Source organism: Martelella mediterranea DSM 17316 (assembly GCF_002043005.1).
GTDB classification, from domain to species: domain Bacteria; phylum Pseudomonadota; class Alphaproteobacteria; order Rhizobiales; family Rhizobiaceae; genus Martelella; species Martelella mediterranea.
In genome coordinates, this window is record NZ_CP020331.1 from 547,901 (window position 1) to 569,797 (window position 21,897).

Consider the following 21,897-nt stretch of genomic DNA (forward strand, 5'->3'; position numbering starts at 1 on the left):
GCCGGGCGTTTCTTGCGCGTGGCCTGCGACGGCAGAACCCGGTTGTGAAACGGCGGGTACGCGCCAGCGGGCTCGCGGCCGCCCGAGAACAGTTATCGCGCATCCCGGGCGGGAACCGCGTCCCCCTGCAGCCGGCCATCGCGCCAGAGCTGACGCGACATCGGGCCGTCGGCGTCATAATAGGTGGTGGTGCCGTCGCGCTTGTCGTCCTTCCACATCTGCACTTCCTCAAGCGCGCCGTTTTCCGCCAGAATGTAGCGCGGCCCGTCCTTCATACCGTTGCTGAAGCTTGTGACCGCGATGCGGTAGCCGTTGCCGTCAAAGGTCGTCCAGCGGCCTTCCTGGATACCGTGGTCGTAGCGGCCCTGTCGCGTTTCGTCGCGGTAGGGCACCTGTTCCAGCCATTCGCCGTGCTTCTCGCCGTCGACATAGCGGCCACCGGCAATCATCCGGTCGCCATCCAGTTCCTTGTAGGGCCCGTTCAAGACGCCCGCGTCATAGGTGGCGAGCCGCTTCAACTCGCCGTTCATCCTGTATGTGCGCTGCGCGCCGGTCAGCTTTCCGTCATCGTTATAGGTCTCGTGGATGACGTCGCTGGAGTGTTCCGTCCGGCGCCAGTCGCCGACGCGCTTGCCATGGTCGTAATAGCCCCGGTCCCACTCCCGGCCGCGCCAGGCGCGGGTGTAAAGACCATCCTCCTTGCCGTCGACATAGTGGACGCGGGTGGTGATCTGGTCGATTTCGGTGGTCGAGACGAACAGCCCGCGATATTCGCCATCGACCAGTTCGGTGCGGTCCAGCAGCTGGTCGTTGAGATACTTCGTGAAGAGGAGATAGCCGTCGGCCTTGATCTCGGTCTCGGTGAAATTGCCGTAATGCTCGACAGTTTTCTGTCCTTCGCCACGGCCTTCGATCTGCACCGGCTCTTCGAGCCAGATCAGCGCTCCGTCCTTCCATTTCCGGTTTCTCAACGCGTTGCCATCCTCGGCATAATCGGTCTGGGCCACGAGTTCGCCGGATTCCGACCAGCGTTTTGCGCTGCCGGTCGGCGTCCCCATGTCGTAGTGACGCTCGGCCCGGCGCGCGCCCGAGGGCCAGTATTCGGTGACGACCCCATCGGCCGCGCCATCGACATAATGGCCTTCCTCGATAAGGTTGCCGTCCTTGTCGTAGTCCCTGTAGGGGCCATCGCGCCGGCTCATCGACCAGTGGATTTCGGCGGCAAGCTTGCCGTTTTCGTGGTATTTGCGTTCCACGCCATCGATATGGCCGTCGACATGGTTGTTTTCGGCCGAAAGCGTGCCGTCCTGATAATAGAGACGCCAAGGGCCGTTGAGCACGCCATCCTTCCACGTTGTTTCGCGCTGCGTCTTGCCGTCCGCCCAGTACCGGACCTCCGTGCCGTTTTTGCTGCCGTCATCATAAGGCGTGCGGCCCACGACGTTGCCGTCCTCATCGAAGGTCACCATCTCGCCGTCGCGGCGGCCGTCCTCGTTGAGCGGAACGCGGGTTTTGAGGTAGCCCGAGCCGGGATAGAAGGTCTCGATCTTTCCGACCTTGCGGCCCTCATCCAGCGTCGGGGCGGTGTTCCAGACACGGGCATAACGGTCATCGTCTTCATCGTAGATATCGATGATATAGACGCCGTCCTTTGCCTTTTCCGGCGGGGTGTAGCTGTAGGCGCCGTCCGGGGAGGGTGCCAGATTTTCATCGACATTGGCGGCATGTGCGGCGCCTGCCGCCAGAGCGAGTAGAAGTGCGAGAGCGGTTTTCATCGGGCGTCCTCCCTCGGTTCAGGCAGATCGGGAAAGCGGATTTCGAAGCGCCGGCTCACCGGGTCGGAACCGGCGTCCGCTTCAAGGATGCGCTCCGGCCGGCCGGCGGCGCGGATATGGCCGTCTTCGAAGAGCGCCGAGGCGAGCGTGTCGTCGGGGGCGAGGGGCGGGCCATCCGGCGCGACCAGCGCCAGCGCGGTGCCTTCGGCATCGACCAGCCGGAAGCGCGCGTTGAATGCGCCAATCGTCATGGTGCTGTCTGCGCCGAGGGTTTCCGGATCGATCAGCCATGGCCGCGCGGGATCGAGCGCCGCGCTCACCTCGCGCCATGCCACGGCGGTCTCGCAATCGATCACGACGGCGATCGGGTCATGCCCGTAGAAATGCGTGCGGATGCCGTCATCGGTCTGAAGCTGCAGCGTCGTCGTACCGGTCCGTTCGTCCGCCTGCGTTTCAAAGACCAACTCGTGACCGGCAAGCGGTGCGGGCTCATCGAGCCCGGCCTCGCAGTGCTTCGTCTGCGTCGTCGCGAGCCTGAAACGCAGCGCGGCCAGATCGAGGCCTTCGGGCGTGAGCGCATCGAGCGCCGGCGGTGCGCCTTCCGGATAAAGCGCTCGCGTCTCGGGTTCGGTGTCGGGATCGAGGCGTTTGCCGCGCTCGGTGCGGAAGGTGACCGCGCGGGTCGCGACCGGCGTTTCGGCATAGCGCTCGACCCGGATTTCGATCTTCTCCGGCACGGTTTCAGCCTTGAGCGCAACCTTGAGGCCGCTGTAATCCGGCAGCGCCAGTCGTCTCGCCTGGCTTTCGGCCGGCGTCAGCCAGTCCGCGCCGCTGTCGGCGGCATAGATCTGTCCCTTGACCGCGCTGCCTTCCGGGAAGGAAAGGCCGAAGAAATCCCAGGTTTTGCCGGAGAGCAGCAGCTCGTAGCCGTCATCTGTCGGCCGGAGTTCGGCCGACGCGCCGTTGCGGCTTACGCTGGCCGCCCCGTCCGCGTCCGGTCGCAGCGTCAGGGTGAACGGCTCTGACGGATACCAGTCGACCTTGGCGCTGAGCGCCGTCGCCCGTTCCAGATCGTCGCGGACATCGCCGATGCCGACGGGACGCGCGCGCGAGACCGTCCGGAAACCGTCGGCGTCCGGAACAGTTACGGGCATGGTGGCGATGAACGCGGTCGGCAGTTCGGCGTCGCCGTCGAAGAGATGGAGATCGTGGAGCGCGAAGCGGCCGATATTGCTGCCGGCTGCGGGATCGTGGGCAAAGCTCAGCGTGTAGGTCTTGCCGTGCTTGTCGGCCTCTCCCGGTTCGCCGGTGAACACCATGTCCGGCTCGGGCGGCATGACGATGGTTGAAAACGGAAAAGTCGGCATGTCATGCCATTCAGGCTCGCCCCGGAACGCATGGGTATAGAGCGGGAAGGGACTTTCCGTGTTCGCCATCGCGATGGTCTGGCGCGAAAAGCGCTCGTCGTCCGCGCCGGGATTGATGCGCATGTCATAGGTCATCACCGAGCGCTCGACCCAGCCGCTGTCGCGCGCCAGCACCGAAACGCCGGACAGTCGCGTATCCGCCGACGCGCCGTCATAGCTGAGAAACACTGCATCCGGCGTCACCGCGCTGACGGTGATCTCGACATCGGCGATGCCCGGCAGCGTGGTGGTGGTGGACCAGCCTTCCTCGGCTTCGATTTCGACCGGCAGGACCGGCTGACCGAGCTGGTCGCGCATCTGGGCGAGCATGGCTTCCGGCATCTCGGCATCGCCGCGCGGGGCGAAATCCGTCAGCCCGTGGCTTTGCGGATCGATCGTGGCGGAAAAGCCTTCGCGCATCAGCGCGGCAAGGTCATCGGGCGCGTCGCCGAAGGCGGTGCTGGTCACGCGCGATCCCTCTTCATAGGCAAACCACAAAGGGAAGACGTCCATGCTGATGCCGCCGTCCTCGTCGCGTCCGGTGACCGCAAAGCGGGTCAGCGCCGAAACGAACTGGTTGTCGTAAAAACCGTCCGAATCGCTGAAGCCGGAAGCCATGGAAATTTCGAGGTGATAGGTCCGTTCGGCTCCGACGGCCGGGTCGAAAATGATGGTCTCGGCCTTTGCCACGCCGGGAATGGCGGCGACAAGCAGGGCGAACCAGAAACGTCGTTCGATCATGCTTTCTCCTTCGATGGCGCAGTCATGAAGGGGCAGGCGGGCAGAGGCAAGTAACTGCAAGTTGAGATTTACTCCCTGCCGGAAAACCATTGTAACGAACGGGTTTGTCTATGCTTTTTCGCCGGGCTATAAGGCCCCGTCACCCGGATTCGCCACACCAAAAGCCAGGGCAGTCAGCCATTTTATTCATGAAATCACGCTCGGTTTTCCAGACAGTTTTTTTCCGCCGGCATGGTAAATCGGATGACGGCCTTTTGGTCTCGGGGAAGCGGATCGTCGCGGCCTTCCTGCTTGTGCTGATCTGGCTTGGGCCGGCCTTGGCGCGCGAGAGGATCGAGCGTTTCGAAAGCGACATTACGATCGGCCCGACCGGTCGCCTCGACATCACCGAGACCATCGCGATCAGGGCGGAGGGTTACCGGATCGAGCATGGCATCTTTCGCGATCTGCCGATCGCGGGACGGACGGCGGAGGGTGGCGTCGATCCGGGCGCGCTGCAGATCCTGTCGGCCACGCTCGACGGCGCGCCGGTGTCCATGCGCGTCGCCCGCCGCAGCGACTATATACGCATCTTTCTGGGGGATGCCGGAACCGATCTCGAACCGGGCGTTCACACCTTCCGGCTTTCCTATCGCACCGGACCGCAGATCGAAAGCCGCGACGGCCAGGACGAGTTCTACTGGAATGTGACCGGCAGCTACTGGGCCTTCCCGATCGACAATGCCGCTGCGACCATTCATCTGCCGGAGGGTGCTGCGGCCACACAGGTTGCCGGCTATACCGGCCCGCTCGGCTCGACGCGCACCGAGGTGTCCCGCCGCCTCAGCCCGGATGGCGGCACGGTCGATATCTCGACCTACCGCATTCTCCGCCCGGAGGAGGGGCTGACGGTCGCCATCACATTCCCCAAAGGTTTCGTCAGCGAACCGGCTGCCGCCGAGCGGTTCCGGTGGTGGGTGCGCCGCAATCCGGGCGTGGCGATTTCCGGCGTCGGTCTCGGCGCTCTCGGCCTGCTTTTCCTGTTGGTCTCCCGGCGGATCAGGCGGCCCGGAGAGGAGCACGCCGGACGCTATCCGGTGGTCGAGCGGCGCAAGCCGCCGCGCGGCACGACGCCGGCTCAGGTGCAGTATATTTCGATGCGGCGCATGCTCGGCCATTCCGCGCTCCTCGCCACGGTCATCAATCTCGGCCTGCGCGGGCTGATGACCATCGTTCCCGAGGGCAAGGCCTGGCGGATCGTGCTGGACGAGGGCGACACCGGCACGCTGGCGCCCGAGGAGGAAGCGCTGGTTTCTGGCGTGCGCGCCGAAGGCGGCAGCATATTGGTCGAGCGCAACAACCGGCAAACGCTGAGACGGCTTTACGGCGATTTCGCCCGCGCCGTGCGCGCCACCCATGGCCGGCGGTATTACGCGCCGAACGGCAAGTGGAAGCTGGCGGCCGCCTTCCTTTGCTCCGGCCTTGCCGCAGCGCTTGCGCTGACCGGCATGGATGGCGAGGGGTGGATCCTCGCCTATGGCCCGCTGCTGCCGATCGCGCTCGGCATTGCCTTTGCGGGCTTCGATGCGCGCGCCTCGGCGGATACGGTCAGCAATGCCGCCGGAAACGGCATGGGCGGCGGGCTGGTCGCGAGCGCGGGTCTGTGGCTGATGACGGGCTTCTTCACCGGGGCCTTCGGATGGGCGACGGCGCTTGGCCTTGTCGCGACGCCGGTGCTGTTCTGGTGGTTTGCCGCGCGGATCGGCCAGCCGACGGAGGAGGGGCGGGCGCGCGAGGCGGAAATCGAGGGGCTGCGCCTCTATCTCGAGCGCGTCGGCGACATGCGCCACGCCAATCGCAGCGAAAGGGACGCGCTTCCCGCCCTGCTGCCCTTCGCGGTGGCGCTCAATATGAAATCCGAATGGAGCCGGGCCTTCGACAGCGTGATGGACGCCGGCCGCGGCACCATCAACCCGATCCCCTTCGGCCTGCACCCGACCTTCTATGACACGGGCGCGAACGGCGCGACCATCTTCGGCGCCTGCCAGGCGCTCAGCACCAACCTCACGGCTTGCATCTCGCCCAACGGTTCGGGCTCTGGCGGCGGCTTTTCGGGTGGGGGCTTCTCCGGTGGGGGCGGCGGCGGCGGTGGGGGCGGCGGCTGGTGAATGGCTGTCTCGAGATCAGAACTGGCTGACCGCAGGCGAGGGCGCGGCGATTTGCGGTTGCTCGTGAGTTGACCGGAGGTCACAGCCGGTTGCATGCGGCTTTGTATTCCGCATCGAGCCGGGTGACGAGATTGCCGGCGTATGGACGATATCGGCGGCGCTTCAAACGGCCGCACTATCCTCATATTTCGCCTTTTCCCCGATGGGATCAGGGAATGGTCGCGGGGCCTGCGGTATCGTCTTTCGGAGAGGTTCCGAAGGTGCGGCGGAAAGCCTGACTGAACGCACTTTGCGACTGGTAGCCCACCATCTCGGCGACATCGGCCACGCGCAGATTGTCCCGCATGAGCGCCGTTCGCGCGACTGTGAGCCGCCACGAGCGGAGGTATGACAGTGGCGGCTGGCCGATGCGGCGGGAGAACGCGGCGGAGAAGGCTGCGCGCGACATGCCGGCAATCCCCGCCAGTTCCGCCACGGTCCATGGATGGGCGACGTTTTCGTGCAGGGCGGCAAGCGCCCGGCCGATCCGCGGATCGAGAAGCGCGCCAAGCCAGCCCATGCCGGTCGCCCGGACCTCGCTCGCACAGGCGCGGATCGCTTCCACCAGAAGAATATCGGCAAGGCGGGAGCGCACGATTTCGCCCCCGATCGCCTCGCGCTCGGTCTCGTTCGATATCAGGCTGAGAGTTATCCCGATCGCGCTTGAGCCCGAGGCATCCCTCGGCACGACCGAGAAATCCGGCAGCATGTCCAGCAGGAAATCCGCATTTGCCCCGGCAAAGGTGACGCTGCCTCCGATGCCGACAGTCTCATCGCCGTTGATCCGGGCAACATCCCGCTCCGGACCGTCGTAAAGAGCGCGGCCATCGGCCGGGGCGAGTGTCGGATCACTGCATACCACATAGTCCGTGCGTCCGATCAGACAGACATCGCCCGCCTGCATGCGCCGGGGCTGATGCCCCGGGACCGAAATCCACGCATCGCCGCGAAGCAATGCCACGAATTTGAGACGATCGAGGCCGGGAAAGGAGAGCGACCACGCGCCAGCGGCTTCTATTCGTGTGCGCCGCGCCACGCGCGCGCCCAGAATATCGAGCACGTTTGAAAGCGGATCGACGGCGATGCTGGACGATCGCGACAATTTGAGAGACTCCTTCGCGTCGCTAATCTTTCCTTCCTGGCATAGATAACTGCAAAAGCAAATCATCTATCGGGAGTGCCAAATGACCATTGAAGGCAGAGTTGTCGCCATTACCGGCGCCAGCAGCGGCATCGGCCTTGCAACAGCGAAACTGCTGGCCGCGAAAGGGGCCCGCGTCGTGCTCGGCGCGCGCAGAGAGGCCGAGCTTGAAACGATCACACGCGAGATCGTCGCCAACGGAGGCCAGGCTGTTTTCAAGGCCACCGACGTTCGCCGCCGCGCCGATCTCGAAGCTCTGGTCGCCAAGGCAATCGACAGCTTCGGCCGGCTCGATGTCATCGTCAACAATGCCGGTATCGGCCCGATCTCCCGCTTCGATGCTTTGCGGGTCGACGATTGGGACGCGATGATCGACGTGAACCTCAAGGGCACGCTTTACGGCATAGCGGCCGCCCTTCCGGTGTTTGGACGACAGAAGAGCGGTCACGTCATCAATGTCGTCTCGACGGCAGGCATCCAGATCGTGCCGACGATGGGGGTCTATGGCGCCACGAAAAATGCCGTCAGAACGGTGACCGAGGCGCTCAGACAGGAGGCGGGGCCGCATTTGCGGGTCACCGAAATATCGCCCGGAATGATTGCCACGAATTTCGGCGACAGCATCACGGACCAGACGACAAAACAGATGATTACGGAGCGTCTGGGGGCGATCGCGATCTCGCCGGATGCGATCGCCGGCGGCGTCCTCTACGCGCTGGAACAGCCCTTCGATGTCGACGTTGGCAGCATCGTCATCCGCCCGACGGCGCAAGGCTGAATCCGTTCTGCTGCTTTCTTTGCTTCTGGCAGAAAGGGAGTTGAACTCACGCCGGCTTCCGCCGACCCCGATCCGGACGATTGACATACCGCCCACACCCGTTTATTTCCGAACGGTCGGAAATAAACGGGTGATCGATGGCGCGTCCCAGAAAACATGATCAGGATAAGATACTCGATGCGGTCGAACGGGTTGTCGCGCGCGACGGCGTGCTGACCGTCGATGCGGTGGCGAAGGAAGCGGGCGTCTCGAAGGCGACCGTGCTTTATGAACATGCCAGCAAGCGCGCGCTTGTCGCGGCGCTGGTCGATCGCACCATCAAGGCCGACAACGCCTTCAACCAAGCCTGCGCGGCGGCGTTTGCCGGCGAGGCGGATGCGCCTTTGAAGGGCCGCATCGAGGCCGCCCGGCGCAGCCCGCCCGTGCCCGAGGGCAATCCCGCGGTGCTGAGCCTCGTCGCCGCCCTGATGCAGGATGCCGATTTGCGCGCGGAGTTTCGCCGCAACCAGAAGACGCTTTCCCGTCAACTGCTGGCGGAAGCAAGCGATCCCCGGGCCGCACGGCTTGCCTGGCTTGCGCTGGAGGGCCTGAAATACCAGCAGCATCTCGAACTCCATGACTGGGACGAGGCCGAACGCGCGGAAATTCTGCGCGACATCGAAACCCTCGCCGGCCTTGGCAAAGACGGCATCGGACATGACAATGGCTGAAGAGCACGTATTCATCACCGGCGCGTCGGGCTATGTCGGCCGCAACCTGCTGCGGCACTTCGTCTCCAGGGGCCATCGGGTGACCGGGCTTGTCCGCAGCCCGGAGGCTGCCGAGCGGGTCGCGTCCTGGGGCGCGCGTCCGGTTCAGGGCGACATGCTGACCGCCGACCTTGCGCCGCTTATGTCCGGCGCGGATGTGCTGATCCACGCAGCGGCCAATGTCGACCATGGAACGGGCTCAAAGGCGGCATCTGTCAATCCGGAGGGCGCGCGCCGGGTATTGGAAGCGGCAAGGGATGCCGGGGTCAGGAAGATCATTCACATCAGCACGGATTCCGTGCTGCAGGACGGTCGTCCTCTGCGCAATGTCGAGGAGACCGCGCCCTATCCGGACCGCCCCGCCGGGGCCTATTCGGCCGGCAAGGCCGAGGCGGAGAGGGTCGCCCGCCGGGCCGCCGCCCAAGGCCAGCATGTCGTCATCCTGCGTCCGCGCATGGTCTGGGGCCGCGATGATACGACCGCGCTTCCGATGCTGGTCGAAGCCGTGAAGAGCGGCAAGTTCGCCTGGATTTCGGGCGGCGGCTATCGCTCCTCCAGCCTGCATATCGCCAATCTGTGCCATGCCGTGGAGCTTGCCTTTGCCCGTGGCGGGCGCGGCGAGATCTACCACGTCACCGACGGACCGGCCCGCCCGTTTCGCGAAACCGTCAGCGGCCTGCTCGCAACCCAGGGGCTGGAAGGCGGGACCAGGAGTGTGCCGCGCGGCGCGCTCTGCATGATTGCCCGCCTTGGCGACGGGCTGTATCGCCTGAGCGGCGGCAGGTTCAGTGGACCGCTGAGCTATCAGGACTATGCCACCAGCGCGGTCGAGATCACGCTCGACATCCGAAAGGCGGAACGCGACCTCGGCTATCGGCCGGTGGTTACGTTTGAGGAAGGTCTGCGCGAATTGCGGGCGCTTCGGTGACCGCCCGTGATCGGAAGTTGCCGGGCGCTTTCGTTATTGCGGGGACCGTTCCGGCATGAGTTGATCGAGGGTCACCTCGGCAAACTGCGCCAGAAACAGCGATTCCGCCTGTTCCATCGTGTCTGAAAGCGCCGCGTTGACGCGCTCCTGAACCTTGCAATCAGGATGCTCGCTGCGGTTTCCGATGGCGAACAAAGTGGGCCGACCAAGGGCCTCGTAGACGGAGAGCAGCGTGATCTGGTGGAGCGGCCGCGCAAGTTGCCAGCCGCCGCCGTGGCCCTTGCCGGATTTGACATGGCCGGCCTCGCGCAGGCCCGCCATCGTCCGGCGGAACACGGCCGGGTTGGTGCCCATGTTTTTTGCCAGCGCCGCCGAGGTCAGCGGCTTGTCGACCTGGCCCATATGCAGCAGCACGTGCAGCACATCCGACAGGCGGGTATCCTTGTTCATCCTGCATTTGCTCCATGGTTTTTATGTATCAGTTGTTGATGCATGAAATCGGACCTGATATGTAGCTCCAACTGATACATATCATGAGGTCGCGATGTCCAGCACAGACAGTTTCTTTTCAGCCGGTTCGCCCGCGGCGAGAGAGCCAACGGCAGGCGCAAAGGCCTTCACCGATCCGGGCGCGGTATCATCCTATGTCAGCGATACGCCCAGAAAGGTGCCCGGTCTGACCGATCTGCACCGCATGACCACACTTCTGCTCGACGAGCACGCGCCGGAGGCCGCCCATATTCTGGTGGTCGGCGCTGGCGGCGGCCTGGAACTGAAAGCGATGGCGGAAGCGCGGCCCGGCTGGCGGTTTGACGGCGTCGATCCCTCGGCAGCGATGCTGGATATCGCCCGGAGGGTAACCGCGCCTCATGCCGAGCGGATCGCGCTTCTCGAAGGGACCGTCGATCAAACCGGGGCCGGCCCTTACGATGGTGCGACATGCCTGCTCACCCTGCATTTCCTCGACAGGGAGGCGCGCCTGCATACGTTGAGGGAAATCCGTCGCCGCTTGAAGCCGGGCGGCGTGATCGTGGTCGGGCACCACGCCGCACCTGACGGGAATGCCGGGCTCTGGCTGGAGCGTTCCGCCGCCTTCGCCAATCGTGCCGATGCCGATCGCGTTGGCGCGGCCGCATCGGCAAGGGCGATGCGCGCGCACTTGCCGCTCCTTGCGCCAGACGAGGAAGAAGCGCTGTTGCGGGAAGCCGGTTTTTCGGCGCCGGCCTTGTTCTATGCCGCCTTCTCGTTTCGCGGCTGGGTCGCAATCGCCGGCTGACGGTCGCCGCGATCGCGCGAAAGCCGGTGCGGCGTCGATCAAGCTCTACGATTTCGCCTGTGATCCCGGCGGCTAGGCCGCCTTCTCCGGAATGCGGGCAATCACCTTGATTTCCACGTCGAAGCCGGCAAGCCAGTTGACGCCGACGGCGGTCCAGTTCGGGTAGGGCGCTTCGGGAAACACCTCGTTCTTGACCTCCATGAAGTCTGCGAACTGGCGTTCGGGGTCGGTGTGAAAGCTCGTCACGTCGACGATGTCCTCAAGTCCGCATCCGGCGGACGCCAGGACCGCCTTCAGGTTGGTGAAAGCCTGCCGCGCCTGTTGCCGGTAGTCCGGTTCCGGGCTGCCATCGGCACGGCTGCCGACCTGGCCGGATACGAAAAGAAGGTCGCCCGACCGGATGGCCGCGGAATAGCCGTGGGCCTCGTAAAGGGCGTGTCGGTCGGCGGGGAAGACGGGTTCTGGCTTGGTCATTGTCTGGCTCCACTGGCTGGCATGTTTCGGACTTCTCAGTCTGCGCGTGAAATGATATACGCAACGTATGTCAAATAGTACACATACGCGGCGTATGTCAACAGGTGCGCGCCAGCGTTGGAAGGCGGAGCACGATATGGCCTCTATGACCCGATCCGAGATGATGGAACAAACCCGCGCCAAGCTGATTGCCGCAGCGCGGCGGGCCTTTGCGGAAAAAGGTTTCGCCGCCGCATCCATGGACGATCTGACGGCGGCCGCGGGACTGACCCGCGGCGCGCTCTACCATAATTTCGGCGACAAGAAGGGGTTGCTGGCGGCCGTGGTGGCGCAGGTCGACGGCGAGATCGCGGCGCGGGCGCGGGAGGCGAGCCGGCATATGGAGGGTGCGTGGGAGGCGCTTCTGGCAGAGGGAGTCGCCTATATCGAACTGTCGCTCGAACCCGAGGTTCAGCGCATTGTCCTGCTGGACGGTCCCGCCTTTCTCGGCGATCCGTCGCACTGGCCCAGCCAGAGCGCCTGCCTTGAGGAGACCAAATCGGTCCTCGCCAAGCTGATCGACGCCGGCATCGTCAAAAAGGTGGACGTCGAGGCGGCCGCGCGATTGCTGAACGGGGCGGCGCTCAATGCGGCGCTCTGGGTGTCGGCCAGCGACAGGCCGGAGGAAACCCTTGCCGGGGCCATCGAGGCTTTCACCGCACTGGCATCCGGGCTTCTCGCCGACTGAGTTCGGCTCTTTTCGGGCTGGACCGGAAATGATGGCGCGGGCCGCATTGCCGCGACCCTGCGCTTTGCTTGCCTATCACTCAGTTGTGACGGATTTCCGTGCCGAGAACCTTGAGGCATTCCCGCATGAAGGCGGCCAGCCCGGTCCAGCCCTTGGCCGACACCATCGTGCCATCGACATAGGCCTCTTTCGGCTCGACGTCGATATAGGTGCCGCCGACCGCCGCGACCTCCGGGGCGCAGGCGCCGAGACCGGCGACCTTGCGGCCCTTCAGCACGCCGGGCACGGCCATCAGGATCTGCACGCCGTGGCAGATCGTGAAGATCGGCTTGCCGGCATCGTGGAAATGCCGGACCATCGCCTGGATGCGCGGATCGGTCCGGATATATTCCGGTCCGCGGCCGCCCGCGGCATAGACCGCGTCATAGCTGTCGAGCTCGGCCTCGGCCTCGGAGAAGGTCTTGTTGATCTCGGCGAAATGGCCGGGCTTTTCGGTATAGGTCTGGTCGCCCTCGAAATCGTGGAGCGAGGTCTTGATCAGGTCGCCTTCGCTCTTGTCCGGGCAGACGACGTGAACCGTGTGGCCGACGGCCTCCATGCCCTGTTGATAGACGTAGATTTCATATTCTTCCGTGAATTCGCCGGTGAGCATGAGGATTTTCTTGCCGCTCATCTCGATCTCCTGATTATGGGATTGATCCGTCCGGCCGCCGCGAGGCGACCGGACAGGGTGTTTCGGTTCAGAACGGGGAGTTGGGGAAGTAGAACTGGTCCGCGTTCTCAGGCGTGATCAGCGGGGCGTCCAGCTTGAACGATCCGCGCATCGGCGCCTGGCCCGCGAACTGCGCCGCGGTCATGTACATGGCCGAGGCGATCATCGACGGCGGGTAGGGGGTGGAGATGGGCGTACGCTCATCGCCTGCCTGCACCATCTCGATCACCTGTTTCATGCCGTTGCCGCCAAGGGCGAACTTGATATCTCCCCGTCCGGCCTGATCGACGGCCTCGATCACGCCCAGCAGCATGTCATCGTCATTGGCCCAGACCGCATCGATATTCGGATAGCGGGCGAGGTAGTCCTGCATCAGGGTGAACGCTTCGTCCTGGTTCCAGTTGGCATACTGCATGTCGAGGATTTCGATGTCGGACTGGTCGATGACATCCTTGAAGCCCTGGATGCGTTCGTCATCGATCACGGTGGGGATGCCGCGCAGCACGACGATCTCGCCCTTGCCGCCCAGTTTGTCGACCAGCCACTTCGCCGTGTTCGCGCCAACGGCGATGTTGTCGCCGGCGACATAAAGGTCCTGGATCGACGGGTCGGAAAGACCCCGGTCCACCACGGTGATGAAGGTGCCGTTCGAGGCGACCTGCTCCACCGGCCCGGTCAGTTCCTCCGACGTAAACGGCAGGATGACAAGCGCGTCGAGCTCGTTCGTCGCCGAGAGGTCCTCGAGCGAAGACACCTGCGCGGTTGCCGACGAGGCTGTCGAGACGATAACATCGATGCTCGGAAATGCGGCCTCGATCTGCTTTTCCGCCTCTTGGGCATGGTAGACCACGCCGCCTGTCCAGCCATGTGTGGCCGCCGGTATGGAAACCGCGATGGTGAATTCCTTGTCCTGGGCAATAGCGGCGTGCCCGAACAGCGTTCCCGCCACCACTGTGGCCGACAGGAGCGCCGCGCTTCTGGTCTTGATTGTCATAATTTCCTCCTCCTCTGTTTAGATATGAGCCTCGCCCCTTCAGCGAGAGCTGGTGAAGCGGTGAGCCAGCATGGCGATGATGATGATCGCCCCCTGGACCGCGGCCACGAGGTATTCCGACACCATGTCCGAAAGAACCATGACGTTGGCGATAACCTCGAGAATGAGCGCGCCGGCAACGGTGCCCCAGATATGGGCCTTGCCGCCGCGCAGAAGCGTGCCGCCGATAACGACGGCGGTGATGACCTGAAGCTCCCAGAGCTGGCCGGTGGTCGGCGTGGCGGCGCCAAGGCGCGGGACGTAGCAGATCGCTGCGACGGCGACGCAGAAGCCCTGTATGACGAAGGCCATGGTCCTGATCCGGCCGACATGCACGCCGGAAAACCGCGCGACGTCGGAATTCGAGCCGACGGCGGTGACGCGGCGGCCGTATTTCGTCCGGTAGAGGATGAACGCGCCGAGCAGGGCGATCACGATGGTGATCAGCACAGGGTAGGGAATACCGAGGAAATCACCGAAATAGACGGGCCGGTAGGCATCCCTGAGGCTGCGATCGATGGACAGCGAGCCGCCATCGGTCATGTAGGTGATGAAGGCCCGGAAAATCCCCATCGTGCCAAGCGTGACGATGAAGGGCTCAATGCGCCCCACGGTGATGATCAGACCGTTCATCAACCCGCAGAGCGAGCCGACGATCAGCGCGACCACAGCGCCCGCCGGGATCGCCCACGGACCAAGGTAAGGAACGAGTGCATTCATGGCCATGATCATGATGCCGACGACGAAGGCCAGCATCGAACCGACCGACAGATCCAGCCCACCGGTCGCGATCACGAAGGTTGCGCCGACGCCGATAATGGCGATGAAGGCGCTGCGCGTGATGACGTTCAGGATATTGTTCGTCGCCATGAAGTTGGAATTGATCATCGTTCCCAGCAGCACGATCAAGGCCAGGGCAATGAACGGAGCGAGGTCGCTCCAGCGGATCTTGAAGCCCTCTTTTTCCGGAAGTGCTGCGATTTCTGCGCTGCTCATGCGCGTTTCCTCCCCTCGGTATCATGTCTGCTGCTCGCGGCGGCATAGACGACGTTCTGCTCGGTGATGTCGTCGCCCGCCAGTTCCGCCACGAAACGTCCCGCCCGCATCACCAGCACGCGGTCGGACAGGCCGACGAGTTCGGGCAGTTCGGACGAGATAACGACGCAGGCCTTGCCCGCCCGGACGAGCTCGTCGATGAAGTGGTAGATCTGGCTCTTGTTGCCGATGTCGATCCCCCGCGTCGGCTCGTCTATGATGACGACCGAGGGTTCGGCGAGCATCACCTTGGCCAGCAGCAGCTTCTGCTGGTTGCCGCCCGAAAGCTGCCCGGCCTCCACCGAGAGCGTGCGAACGCGGATGTCGTAATCCTGAACGGCCGACCGCACGGCGCTTGCTTCCTTCCTGCGGTTGAGACGCAGGCCGGGAAGGATCATGTCGAGTGCCTGCAATGTGAGGTTCGGCCCCAGCCTCTCGTTGAGAAGGAGGCCTTTGCCCTTGCGGTCCTCGGTCAGGTAGACGACGCCCGCGGCCATCATCGAGCCGACATCTGGCTTTGCAACGGGCGTGCCGCTGACCGAGACCGTGCGCGCCTGCGCCGGGCGAAGCCCCATCAGCCCTTCGATCAGTTCCGTGCGGCCGGCGCCGATCATGCCGCCGATGCCGAGGACCTCGCCCGGCCGGACGCTGAAGGAACCGGAGAACCTGCCATGGTCGACGGAGAGCTCCTCGACGCTCAGGATCGGTTCCGCGGTCGCCGGTTCCCGTTTCGGCGGATAAAGCATGGAGAGCTCCCGCCCGACCATCAATTCGGCCATCTGGCGCTGATCGAGGTCCTGCGCGGGCCAGGTGCCGATCATCTTGCCGTCACGCAGCACGGTGACGCGGTCGGCCAGCGCCTCGACCTCTTCCAGCCGGTGGGAGATGTAGAGCACGGCGACGCCATGGGCGCGCAGGTTCCGGACGATCTCCAGAAGCGCGTCGACCTCGTCATTGGCCAGCATCGCCGTCGGCTCATCCAGGATCACGACCTTGCGATCGTCGAGCAGGGCGCGGGCGATCTGGACAAGCTGGCGCTGCGCGAGCGGCAGATCGCCCACCCGCGTGGTGGGGCGCGCCGCGGAGCCGACGCGCGCCAGCACCTCGGCCGTGCGGCGGTTCATCATGCGGTCATCCACGGCAAACCCGCGCGACAGTTCGCGCCCCAGGAAAAGGTTCTCGGCGACGGTGAGATCGGGCGCGAGCAGGATTTCCTGATGTACCAGAACCACGCCGGCATCCTCGGCCTGGACGGCGTTGGCGAAGGCGACCGGCTTTCCCGCCATCGACATCGCGCCGGCCGTCGGCGCGGCGTGACCCGAAAGCAGCCTCATCAGGGTCGACTTGCCGGCGCCGTTCTCGCCGATGATCGCGTGAACCTCGCCCGCATTTATATCCAGCGTCACATCGCTCAAGACCGTGATCGGGCCATAGGCCTTGGAAAGGTCCTCGGCGCGGAGCACAGGCGCTTCCTGCGCCGCGCCGTCAACGGCGGTATCAGTCATAGCGAAGGTCATTCGAAGGCCGCCGCGAGCCGGTCCCGCGACCGCTCGATGTGATCGTGCATTGCGTGATAGGCCGCATCCGCGTCGCCGGCGCGGAATGCGGCAAGCAGGCGCTCGTGCTCCTCCAGCGCCTCCTGGGTCACGCGGCTGTGGAACATCAGGCGGAAGATGTGCAGGTGGATGTGCCGGTCGTTCAGCGCCTGGCGAGCGAACTCGTTGTCCGCGACCTTCAGGATCTCGTCGTGAAAATGCGCATCCGCCCGGGCAAAACGGGAATAGCGGCTGTTGCGGCTCACGGGCTGCTCGCCCTTTTCCATGTCGGCGGCGGCGTTTTCCAGCCGCTCGAGCTTTTCCGGAGTTAGTCTGAGGCAGGCCTGACGGGCGCTCTCCGGCTCCAGCATCAGCCGGAACCTGTAGAGATCGTCGAATTCCTTCGGGGTCAGCTGGGGCGCGGCGGAGTAGCCGATCAGGTGGGCCTTGCGCACCAGCCCCTCGCGCTCCAGCCGCGTGAGGGCGTCGCGCACCGGGGTCTGGGAGACATTCAGCTCTCGCGCCAGCTGGTCGATCGGGATTCGCGCTCCCGGCAGGATCTCCAGCGACATGATGCGTTGGTATATCTGCTCGTGAACGCTTTCGGAAATGCTCAGTGGCCGTGCGAACCCGGCTTTCTGGTCGTGATCCGTCGCTGCCGCCATCTGAACCTCCCCGTTCTGCATTCTTGACATGCTTCGCTTTATCGTCGATATGATATCGAATGTCAAATACAATATCATATACGATTTGATCCGGGAGGGTGGGCATTTGTTGGTTTCGGCCGATTATCTGCGCGAGATTGCGGAGAAGGCGCTTCTTGCGCAGAAGGTCGAGCCCGCCAACGCCCGGCTCCAGGCAGACGTTCTGATCGAAGCGGAACTGCGCGGCCTGCCGTCTCATGGCCTTCAGAGGTTGCCCCGGCTGGTTGCGCGTCTGCGCGCCGGCCTTGCCGATCCGGCTGCAGACGGCAGGGCGCGCAGAACCGGTGCCGGCGCTTTCACCATCGATGGAGAGCGTGGGCTCGGCCCGGTGGTCATGATGCGCGCCCTGGACCGGCTTGCGGCGGTGACGCCCGAGCAGGGCATCGCGCTGGCATCGATCCGCAACGCCAATCACATCGGGATGCTCGCCTATTATGTGGAGGCGGCGGCCAGGCGGGGATTGATCGGCATCGTGATGACCACCAGCGAAGCGCTGGTACATCCCTATGGCGGCACGGAAGCAATGCTGGGAACCAACCCGATCGCTATCGGCATCCCCACCGGCGCCGAGCCCTTTATCCTCGACATCGCCACCAGCCGCGTCTCGATGGGAAAAATCCATCACCACGCCCTGACCGGGGCGCCGATCCCGGATGACTGGGCCGTCGACGCGGACGGCCGCCGCACCACCGATCCCGAAGCGGCGCGGACCGGCGCGATCGCGCCCTTCGGCGACGCCAAGGGATACGGCCTCGGTCTCGCCGTGGAACTGCTGGTCGCATCGCTTGCAGGCTCGGCCTTCGCGCCCGAGGTGGGCGGCACGCTGGACGCAACCAGACAAGCTAACAAGGGCGATATCCTCATTCTGATCGACCCAGCGGCGGGCGAGGGTCATCCATCCGGGCTCGCCGCTTATCTCGATCGCCTGCGCGCCTCCCGGCCGGCCGACCCTTTGAGGCCGGTGGCTGTTCCAGGCGACGGCATGCGCGCCCGCAGGATGAGGGCGCTCGCCGGGGGCATCGACCTGCCCGACCCGCTGCATGAAGAAATCCGGGCCCTCTCGGAAGGCTGAGGAAAAATCAAAGGAGACAGGATGACCCTATTCGGCACGATCAGAGCCCCGAGAGAATTGATCTTCGGCTCGGGCCAGCGAGAAGCACTGGGGGCGGTGGCTGCGAAACTCGGGCAGCGCGCCCTGGTGGTGACAGACGAGCGGCTGGCCGGCGATGGCGATTTCAACCGCATGGTGGCCCAACTGGAGGCGGCGGGCCTCGCCGTCCAGGTCGATGGTTCGGCGCTTCCGGATGTGCCCGTCGAAGCCGCGGCCGCCAGCGCCGTCAAGGCCCATGATTTCGCGCCCGATCTAGTGATCGGCGTCGGCGGAGGGTCCTGCCTCGACATGGCCAAATGCGTGGCCGTGCTGCTGACGCATGGCGGCAGGCCGCAGGATTATTACGGCGAGTTCAAGGTGCCCGGACCGGTGATGCCGCTGATCGCCATCCCGACCACGGCGGGCACCGGTTCCGAGGCGACGCCGGTCGCGGTGCTCTCGGATTCCGAGCGGCAGCTCAAGGTCGGAATCTCCTCGCCCTATATCATCCCGACGGTCTCGATCTGCGATCCGGACCTGACGCTGACCTGCCCGCCCGCGCTGACCGCCATCGCCGGCGCCGACGCCCTGACCCATGCCATCGAGGCCTTCACGGCGCTCCGGCGCGATCCTGTGCCGGGACTGGCGCAGGAACGGGTCTTCGTCGGCAAGAATGCGACCTCCGACCATTTCGCCTTGACGGCCATCGGATTGCTCTGGAACGGCCTCGAGAAGGCTTGCATGGAGGGGGGCAACATCGAGGCGCGCGCCAATGTGATGCTGGGGGCGACGACGGCCGGGCTCGCCTTCGGCGTTGCCGGAACCGCCGCGGCCCATGCGATCCAGTACCCGGTCGGCGCGCTCACCCATACGGCACATGGGGCGGGGGTGGCCTGCCTGATGCCTTATGTGATGGCGTGGAACGCCCCCGCGATCGGACCCGAGCTCGACCAGATCGCGGGGATCATCGGTCTCGAAGGCCGGGCGGAGGTCATCCCGGCCATCGCCGCGCTGTTCGATCGTATCGGCATTCCCCGCACGTTGCGCGATCTCGGCCTTGGCGAAGACCGGCTCGACTGGGTGGCCGAGCAATCCTGCGGCATCGCCCGGCTGATCCAGAACAATCCGCGCCCACTGCCGCTTTCGGATATGCGGCGGCTGGTCGGCGCGGCCTATCACGGCGAACTGACCGCACTTTCAACGCATTGAGGGAGAAATCCAATGACGCAAGACACCGCCTTTTCCGGTTATGCCGATCCCGCCCTTCACGCCAGGGGCCTGTTCATCGGCGGGAACTGGGCGCCCGGCGCCGGAGCTATTCCGGTGCATGACCCCTCGACGGGAAACAGGATTGCCGATGTCGCCGATGCCGGCGTCGATCACGCCTTGCGAGCCGTGGATGCCGCCGAGGCCGCCGCCGAAGGTTGGCGCAAAATGTCGTCGCGCCAGCGCTCGGAAATCCTGCGCCGCTGGTTCGAACTGATGCGCGCGCATGCCGAGGAACTCGCCCTTCTGATTTCGCTCGAGAATGGCAAGGCGCTCCCGGATGCGCGCGGGGAGGTAGCCTATGCCGCCGAGTTCTTCCGCTGGTATGCCGAAGAGGCGACGCGGGTTGGCGGTGAATTCCGCCACACGCCCTCCGGCGCGCACAATATCCTGGTGGATCACGAGCCGATCGGCATTGCCGTTCTCATCACGCCGTGGAATTTCCCGGCCGCGATGGCGACGCGCAAGATCGGCCCGGCGCTGGCCGCCGGCTGCACCGTGATCCTGAAGCCCGCCTCCGAAACGCCGCTGACCGCCTATGCCATGGCCCGGCTCGGCGAGGAGGCCGGCGTCCCGCCCGGCGTCGTCAACGTGCTGACCACCTCGAAGCCCGGCCCCGTGACGGCGGCCATGCTCGCCGACAAGCGGGTGCGCAAACTGTCGTTCACCGGATCGACCGGCGTCGGGCGCACGCTTCTGGCCGAAGCGGCGAAATCGGTGGTGAGCTGTTCGATGGAACTGGGCGGCAATGCCCCCTTCCTGGTATTCGACGATGCCGATATCGATGCCGCGCTCGATGGCGCGATGGTTGCGAAGATGCGCAATGGCGGCGAGGCCTGCACCGCCGCCAACCGGTTCTACGTGCAATCCGGCATTCACGACGCTTTCGTGGAAGGGTTGACCAGGAGGATGGCAGCGCTGAAACTGGGCCGGGGTTACGATCCGGATGTCCAGTGCGGCCCGATGATCACCACCAAAGCGGTGGAGAAGATCGACCGGCTGGTGTCGGAGGCCAAGGCCCGCGGCGCCAGGGCGACAACCGGCGGGGAGCCTGCGGGCGAAAGCGGATACTATTATCCCCCGACGGTGCTGGTGGACGTGCCGACCGACGCGGCGCTGGCGCATGAGGAGATTTTCGGTCCCGTCGCCGCCGTCTACCGCTTCGAGACCGAGGAGGAGGCCGTGCGTCTCGCAAACGATACCGAATACGGGCTTGCAGCCTATGTCTATTCGGGCGATGTCATGCGGGCGATGCGTGTGGGGCGCGGGATCGATACCGGGATGGTGGGCATCAATCGCGGGTTGATGTCGGATCCGGCTGCGCCGTTCGGCGGCACCAAGCAGAGCGGCCTCGGGCGGGAAGGCGGCGTTACCGGCATACTGGAGTTCATGGAGCCCAAATATTTCGCCGTCGAGTTTTGAGAGGGGAGACGACCATGGCGAAGCGCGATCTCTATCGCAACCGGGATTTCATCCCCGACTTCGACGCGATCATGGCCGAGACGGAGGCGCGCAGCCGCGCCTTCGCCGATCGCTCGCGCGTCGAGCGGAATGTGCGTTACGGTGAAACGCCCCGGCAGAGCTTCGACCTCGTCTTTCCGCCGGAGCCCGCGCCCGGCGCGCCGCTTCACATGTTCATTCACGGGGGCTACTGGCGCGCGGGCAGCAAGGAAACGCATACGCTCGTCGCGGCACCCGTGGTCGCGGCGGGCGGGATCGCGGCGCTGGTCGGTTATGATCTGATGCCGGAGACCCGGCTGGCGGAAATCGTGGCTGAGGTGCGCGCGGCGGCCCGACGCCTCGTGGACCTTGCTCCTGAGATCGGCGCGGACCCGGAGCGCTTCACCGTCAGCGGCCATTCCGCCGGCGCGCATCTGGCATCGCTGCTCGCCTGCAGGGCGCCCGGCGACAATCTGCCGCCCGATCTGCCGAAGCTGCGCGGCATGCTTCTGGTCAGCGGCATCTACGATCTTTCCGGCATTCCCGGCTCCTTTCTGAAGGACGAGGCCGGAATGCGTGCGGATGAAGCGCAGGCATGGTCGCCGCTCGCCGCCCGGCACATGCCGGGTCCGCTGCGGATCATCACGCGTGGGGAGCACGAGACCGCGCCTTTCCAGGACCAGGCTGTTGCCCTTCATGGTCTGCTTACCCGTGAGGCGCAGCAGGCGGAGCTCAGGACGGAGCCCGGCGTCAATCACCTTTCGATCGTCTTCGACCTTTCCGACCCGCAGGCAGCGCTTGGCCAAAGACTTTCCGCTCTGGTGGCGACATCCTGAAGCGTTCCGTCGCGATGACATTGGCCCTTGAGGACGTGAAGACCAGGCGCCTTTTCGCGGTGCTC

20 protein-coding genes are annotated in these 21,897 nt (G+C 65.0%); 10 read left to right on the forward strand and 10 right to left on the reverse strand.

Going from position 1 to position 21,897, the window contains the following annotated elements:
* Positions 1 to 92: 92 nt before the first annotated feature.
* Positions 93 to 1,775 (reverse strand): toxin-antitoxin system YwqK family antitoxin, encoded by a 1,683-nt coding sequence (locus Mame_RS24275; protein ID WP_018066819.1) that lies wholly within the window; start codon positions 1,773 to 1,775, stop codon positions 93 to 95.
* Complete coding sequence (locus Mame_RS24280) at positions 1,772 to 3,922, reverse strand: hypothetical protein (protein WP_018066820.1); 2,151 nt, start codon at positions 3,920 to 3,922, stop codon at positions 1,772 to 1,774. Before Mame_RS24280 ends, Mame_RS24275 begins: the two co-directional genes overlap by 4 nt.
* Before the next feature lie 254 nt (positions 3,923 to 4,176).
* On the opposite strand from Mame_RS24280, the gene Mame_RS24285 reads away from it, so the two are divergent.
* The gene (locus Mame_RS24285) at positions 4,177 to 6,069 is read left to right on the forward strand and encodes a DUF2207 domain-containing protein (RefSeq protein WP_157624573.1); all 1,893 of its coding nucleotides are present in this window, start codon (positions 4,177 to 4,179) and stop codon (positions 6,067 to 6,069) included.
* Between the two features lie 208 nt (positions 6,070 to 6,277).
* Here Mame_RS24285 and Mame_RS24290 read toward each other — a convergent pair whose 3' ends face one another.
* A complete protein-coding gene (locus Mame_RS24290; RefSeq protein WP_018066822.1) occupies positions 6,278 to 7,210 on the reverse strand; it encodes an AraC family transcriptional regulator in 933 nt (310 codons plus the stop codon).
* Between the two features lie 82 nt (positions 7,211 to 7,292).
* Between Mame_RS24290 and Mame_RS24295 the strand changes: the two genes are divergently transcribed.
* From Mame_RS24295 to Mame_RS24305, 3 genes are all read left to right on the forward strand, one after another.
* The gene (locus tag Mame_RS24295) at positions 7,293 to 8,027 is read left to right on the forward strand and encodes an SDR family oxidoreductase (RefSeq protein ID WP_018066823.1); all 735 of its coding nucleotides are present in this window, start codon (positions 7,293 to 7,295) and stop codon (positions 8,025 to 8,027) included.
* Between the two features lie 137 nt (positions 8,028 to 8,164).
* Positions 8,165 to 8,737, forward strand: a complete 573-nt coding sequence (locus tag Mame_RS24300; RefSeq protein WP_018066824.1) for a TetR/AcrR family transcriptional regulator — start codon at positions 8,165 to 8,167, stop codon at positions 8,735 to 8,737.
* Entirely contained in the window at positions 8,730 to 9,704 is a 975-nt protein-coding gene (locus Mame_RS24305) for an NAD-dependent epimerase/dehydratase family protein (protein ID WP_018066825.1), read from the forward strand. Before Mame_RS24300 ends, Mame_RS24305 begins: the two co-directional genes overlap by 8 nt.
* A 33-nt stretch (positions 9,705 to 9,737) precedes the next feature.
* Here Mame_RS24305 and Mame_RS24310 read toward each other — a convergent pair whose 3' ends face one another.
* Positions 9,738 to 10,154: an Rrf2 family transcriptional regulator gene (locus Mame_RS24310; protein ID WP_018066826.1), complete on the reverse strand. Its 417-nt coding sequence runs from the start codon at positions 10,152 to 10,154 to the stop codon at positions 9,738 to 9,740.
* A gap of 94 nt (positions 10,155 to 10,248) precedes the next feature.
* Here Mame_RS24310 and Mame_RS24315 point away from each other — a divergent pair, with 94 nt between their 5' ends.
* Positions 10,249 to 10,980, forward strand: a complete 732-nt coding sequence (locus Mame_RS24315) for a class I SAM-dependent methyltransferase (RefSeq protein ID WP_018066827.1) — start codon at positions 10,249 to 10,251, stop codon at positions 10,978 to 10,980.
* 72 nt (positions 10,981 to 11,052) lie between these two features.
* Here the strand turns inward: Mame_RS24315 and Mame_RS24320 are convergent, their stop codons facing one another.
* Positions 11,053 to 11,454 (reverse strand): RidA family protein, encoded by a 402-nt coding sequence (locus Mame_RS24320; RefSeq protein WP_018066828.1) that lies wholly within the window; start codon positions 11,452 to 11,454, stop codon positions 11,053 to 11,055.
* Between the two features lie 136 nt (positions 11,455 to 11,590).
* On the opposite strand from Mame_RS24320, the gene Mame_RS24325 reads away from it, so the two are divergent.
* On the forward strand, positions 11,591 to 12,181 hold the full coding sequence (locus Mame_RS24325) for a TetR/AcrR family transcriptional regulator (RefSeq protein ID WP_026173830.1): 591 nt from the start codon (positions 11,591 to 11,593) through the stop codon (positions 12,179 to 12,181).
* A gap of 79 nt (positions 12,182 to 12,260) precedes the next feature.
* Here Mame_RS24325 and Mame_RS24330 read toward each other — a convergent pair whose 3' ends face one another.
* The 5 genes from Mame_RS24330 to Mame_RS24350 all read right to left on the reverse strand — a co-directional run bounded on the left by Mame_RS24330 (position 12,261) and on the right by Mame_RS24350 (position 17,161).
* Complete coding sequence (locus Mame_RS24330; protein ID WP_018066830.1) at positions 12,261 to 12,854, reverse strand: DJ-1/PfpI family protein; 594 nt, start codon at positions 12,852 to 12,854, stop codon at positions 12,261 to 12,263.
* A gap of 67 nt (positions 12,855 to 12,921) precedes the next feature.
* Positions 12,922 to 13,887: a substrate-binding domain-containing protein gene (locus tag Mame_RS24335; protein ID WP_018066831.1), complete on the reverse strand. Its 966-nt coding sequence runs from the start codon at positions 13,885 to 13,887 to the stop codon at positions 12,922 to 12,924.
* 39 nt (positions 13,888 to 13,926) lie between these two features.
* Entirely contained in the window at positions 13,927 to 14,922 is a 996-nt protein-coding gene (locus tag Mame_RS24340; RefSeq protein ID WP_018066832.1) for an ABC transporter permease, read from the reverse strand.
* Entirely contained in the window at positions 14,919 to 16,466 is a 1,548-nt protein-coding gene (locus Mame_RS24345; RefSeq protein WP_235726865.1) for a sugar ABC transporter ATP-binding protein, read from the reverse strand. The genes Mame_RS24340 and Mame_RS24345 overlap by 4 nt, the downstream gene beginning before the upstream one ends.
* A gap of 8 nt (positions 16,467 to 16,474) precedes the next feature.
* Positions 16,475 to 17,161 carry a GntR family transcriptional regulator gene (locus Mame_RS24350; protein ID WP_018066834.1) on the reverse strand — a complete coding sequence of 229 codons (687 nt, stop codon included), beginning with the start codon at positions 17,159 to 17,161 and terminating at the stop codon, positions 16,475 to 16,477.
* Between the two features lie 106 nt (positions 17,162 to 17,267).
* Here Mame_RS24350 and Mame_RS24355 point away from each other — a divergent pair, with 106 nt between their 5' ends.
* Genes Mame_RS24355 through Mame_RS24370 form a run of 4 tightly spaced genes read left to right on the forward strand, consistent with a single transcriptional unit; the run spans position 17,268 to position 21,832 of the window.
* Positions 17,268 to 18,272, forward strand: a complete 1,005-nt coding sequence (locus Mame_RS24355; protein WP_026173831.1) for an Ldh family oxidoreductase — start codon at positions 17,268 to 17,270, stop codon at positions 18,270 to 18,272.
* Between the two features lie 21 nt (positions 18,273 to 18,293).
* Positions 18,294 to 19,499 (forward strand): iron-containing alcohol dehydrogenase, encoded by a 1,206-nt coding sequence (locus Mame_RS24360; RefSeq protein ID WP_018066836.1) that lies wholly within the window; start codon positions 18,294 to 18,296, stop codon positions 19,497 to 19,499.
* Positions 19,500 to 19,511: 12 nt separating this feature from the next.
* Positions 19,512 to 20,978, forward strand: a complete 1,467-nt coding sequence (locus Mame_RS24365) for an NAD-dependent succinate-semialdehyde dehydrogenase (RefSeq protein ID WP_018066837.1) — start codon at positions 19,512 to 19,514, stop codon at positions 20,976 to 20,978.
* A 14-nt stretch (positions 20,979 to 20,992) separates the two neighbouring features.
* On the forward strand, positions 20,993 to 21,832 hold the full coding sequence (locus Mame_RS24370; protein ID WP_018066838.1) for an alpha/beta hydrolase: 840 nt from the start codon (positions 20,993 to 20,995) through the stop codon (positions 21,830 to 21,832).
* Positions 21,833 to 21,897 lie beyond the last annotated feature (65 nt).

Coding starts and splice junctions, on each gene's coding strand:
- Mame_RS24275 (WP_018066819.1), bottom strand. CDS start 1,775: ATGAAAACCGCTCTCGCACTTCTACTCGCTCTGGCGGCAGGCGCCGCA.
- Mame_RS24280 (WP_018066820.1), bottom strand. CDS start 3,922: ATGATCGAACGACGTTTCTGGTTCGCCCTGCTTGTCGCCGCCATTCCC.
- Mame_RS24295 (WP_018066823.1), top strand. CDS start 7,293: ATGACCATTGAAGGCAGAGTTGTCGCCATTACCGGCGCCAGCAGCGGC.
- Mame_RS24300 (WP_018066824.1), top strand. CDS start 8,165: ATGGCGCGTCCCAGAAAACATGATCAGGATAAGATACTCGATGCGGTC.
- Mame_RS24305 (WP_018066825.1), top strand. CDS start 8,730: ATGGCTGAAGAGCACGTATTCATCACCGGCGCGTCGGGCTATGTCGGC.
- Mame_RS24310 (WP_018066826.1), bottom strand. CDS start 10,154: ATGAACAAGGATACCCGCCTGTCGGATGTGCTGCACGTGCTGCTGCAT.
- Mame_RS24315 (WP_018066827.1), top strand. CDS start 10,249: ATGTCCAGCACAGACAGTTTCTTTTCAGCCGGTTCGCCCGCGGCGAGA.
- Mame_RS24320 (WP_018066828.1), bottom strand. CDS start 11,454: ATGACCAAGCCAGAACCCGTCTTCCCCGCCGACCGACACGCCCTTTAC.
- Mame_RS24325 (WP_026173830.1), top strand. CDS start 11,591: ATGGCCTCTATGACCCGATCCGAGATGATGGAACAAACCCGCGCCAAG.
- Mame_RS24330 (WP_018066830.1), bottom strand. CDS start 12,854: ATGAGCGGCAAGAAAATCCTCATGCTCACCGGCGAATTCACGGAAGAA.
- Mame_RS24335 (WP_018066831.1), bottom strand. CDS start 13,887: ATGACAATCAAGACCAGAAGCGCGGCGCTCCTGTCGGCCACAGTGGTG.
- Mame_RS24340 (WP_018066832.1), bottom strand. CDS start 14,922: ATGAGCAGCGCAGAAATCGCAGCACTTCCGGAAAAAGAGGGCTTCAAG.
- Mame_RS24345 (WP_235726865.1), bottom strand. CDS start 16,466: ATGACTGATACCGCCGTTGACGGCGCGGCGCAGGAAGCGCCTGTGCTC.
- Mame_RS24350 (WP_018066834.1), bottom strand. CDS start 17,161: ATGGCGGCAGCGACGGATCACGACCAGAAAGCCGGGTTCGCACGGCCA.
- Mame_RS24360 (WP_018066836.1), top strand. CDS start 18,294: ATGACCCTATTCGGCACGATCAGAGCCCCGAGAGAATTGATCTTCGGC.
- Mame_RS24365 (WP_018066837.1), top strand. CDS start 19,512: ATGACGCAAGACACCGCCTTTTCCGGTTATGCCGATCCCGCCCTTCAC.
- Mame_RS24370 (WP_018066838.1), top strand. CDS start 20,993: ATGGCGAAGCGCGATCTCTATCGCAACCGGGATTTCATCCCCGACTTC.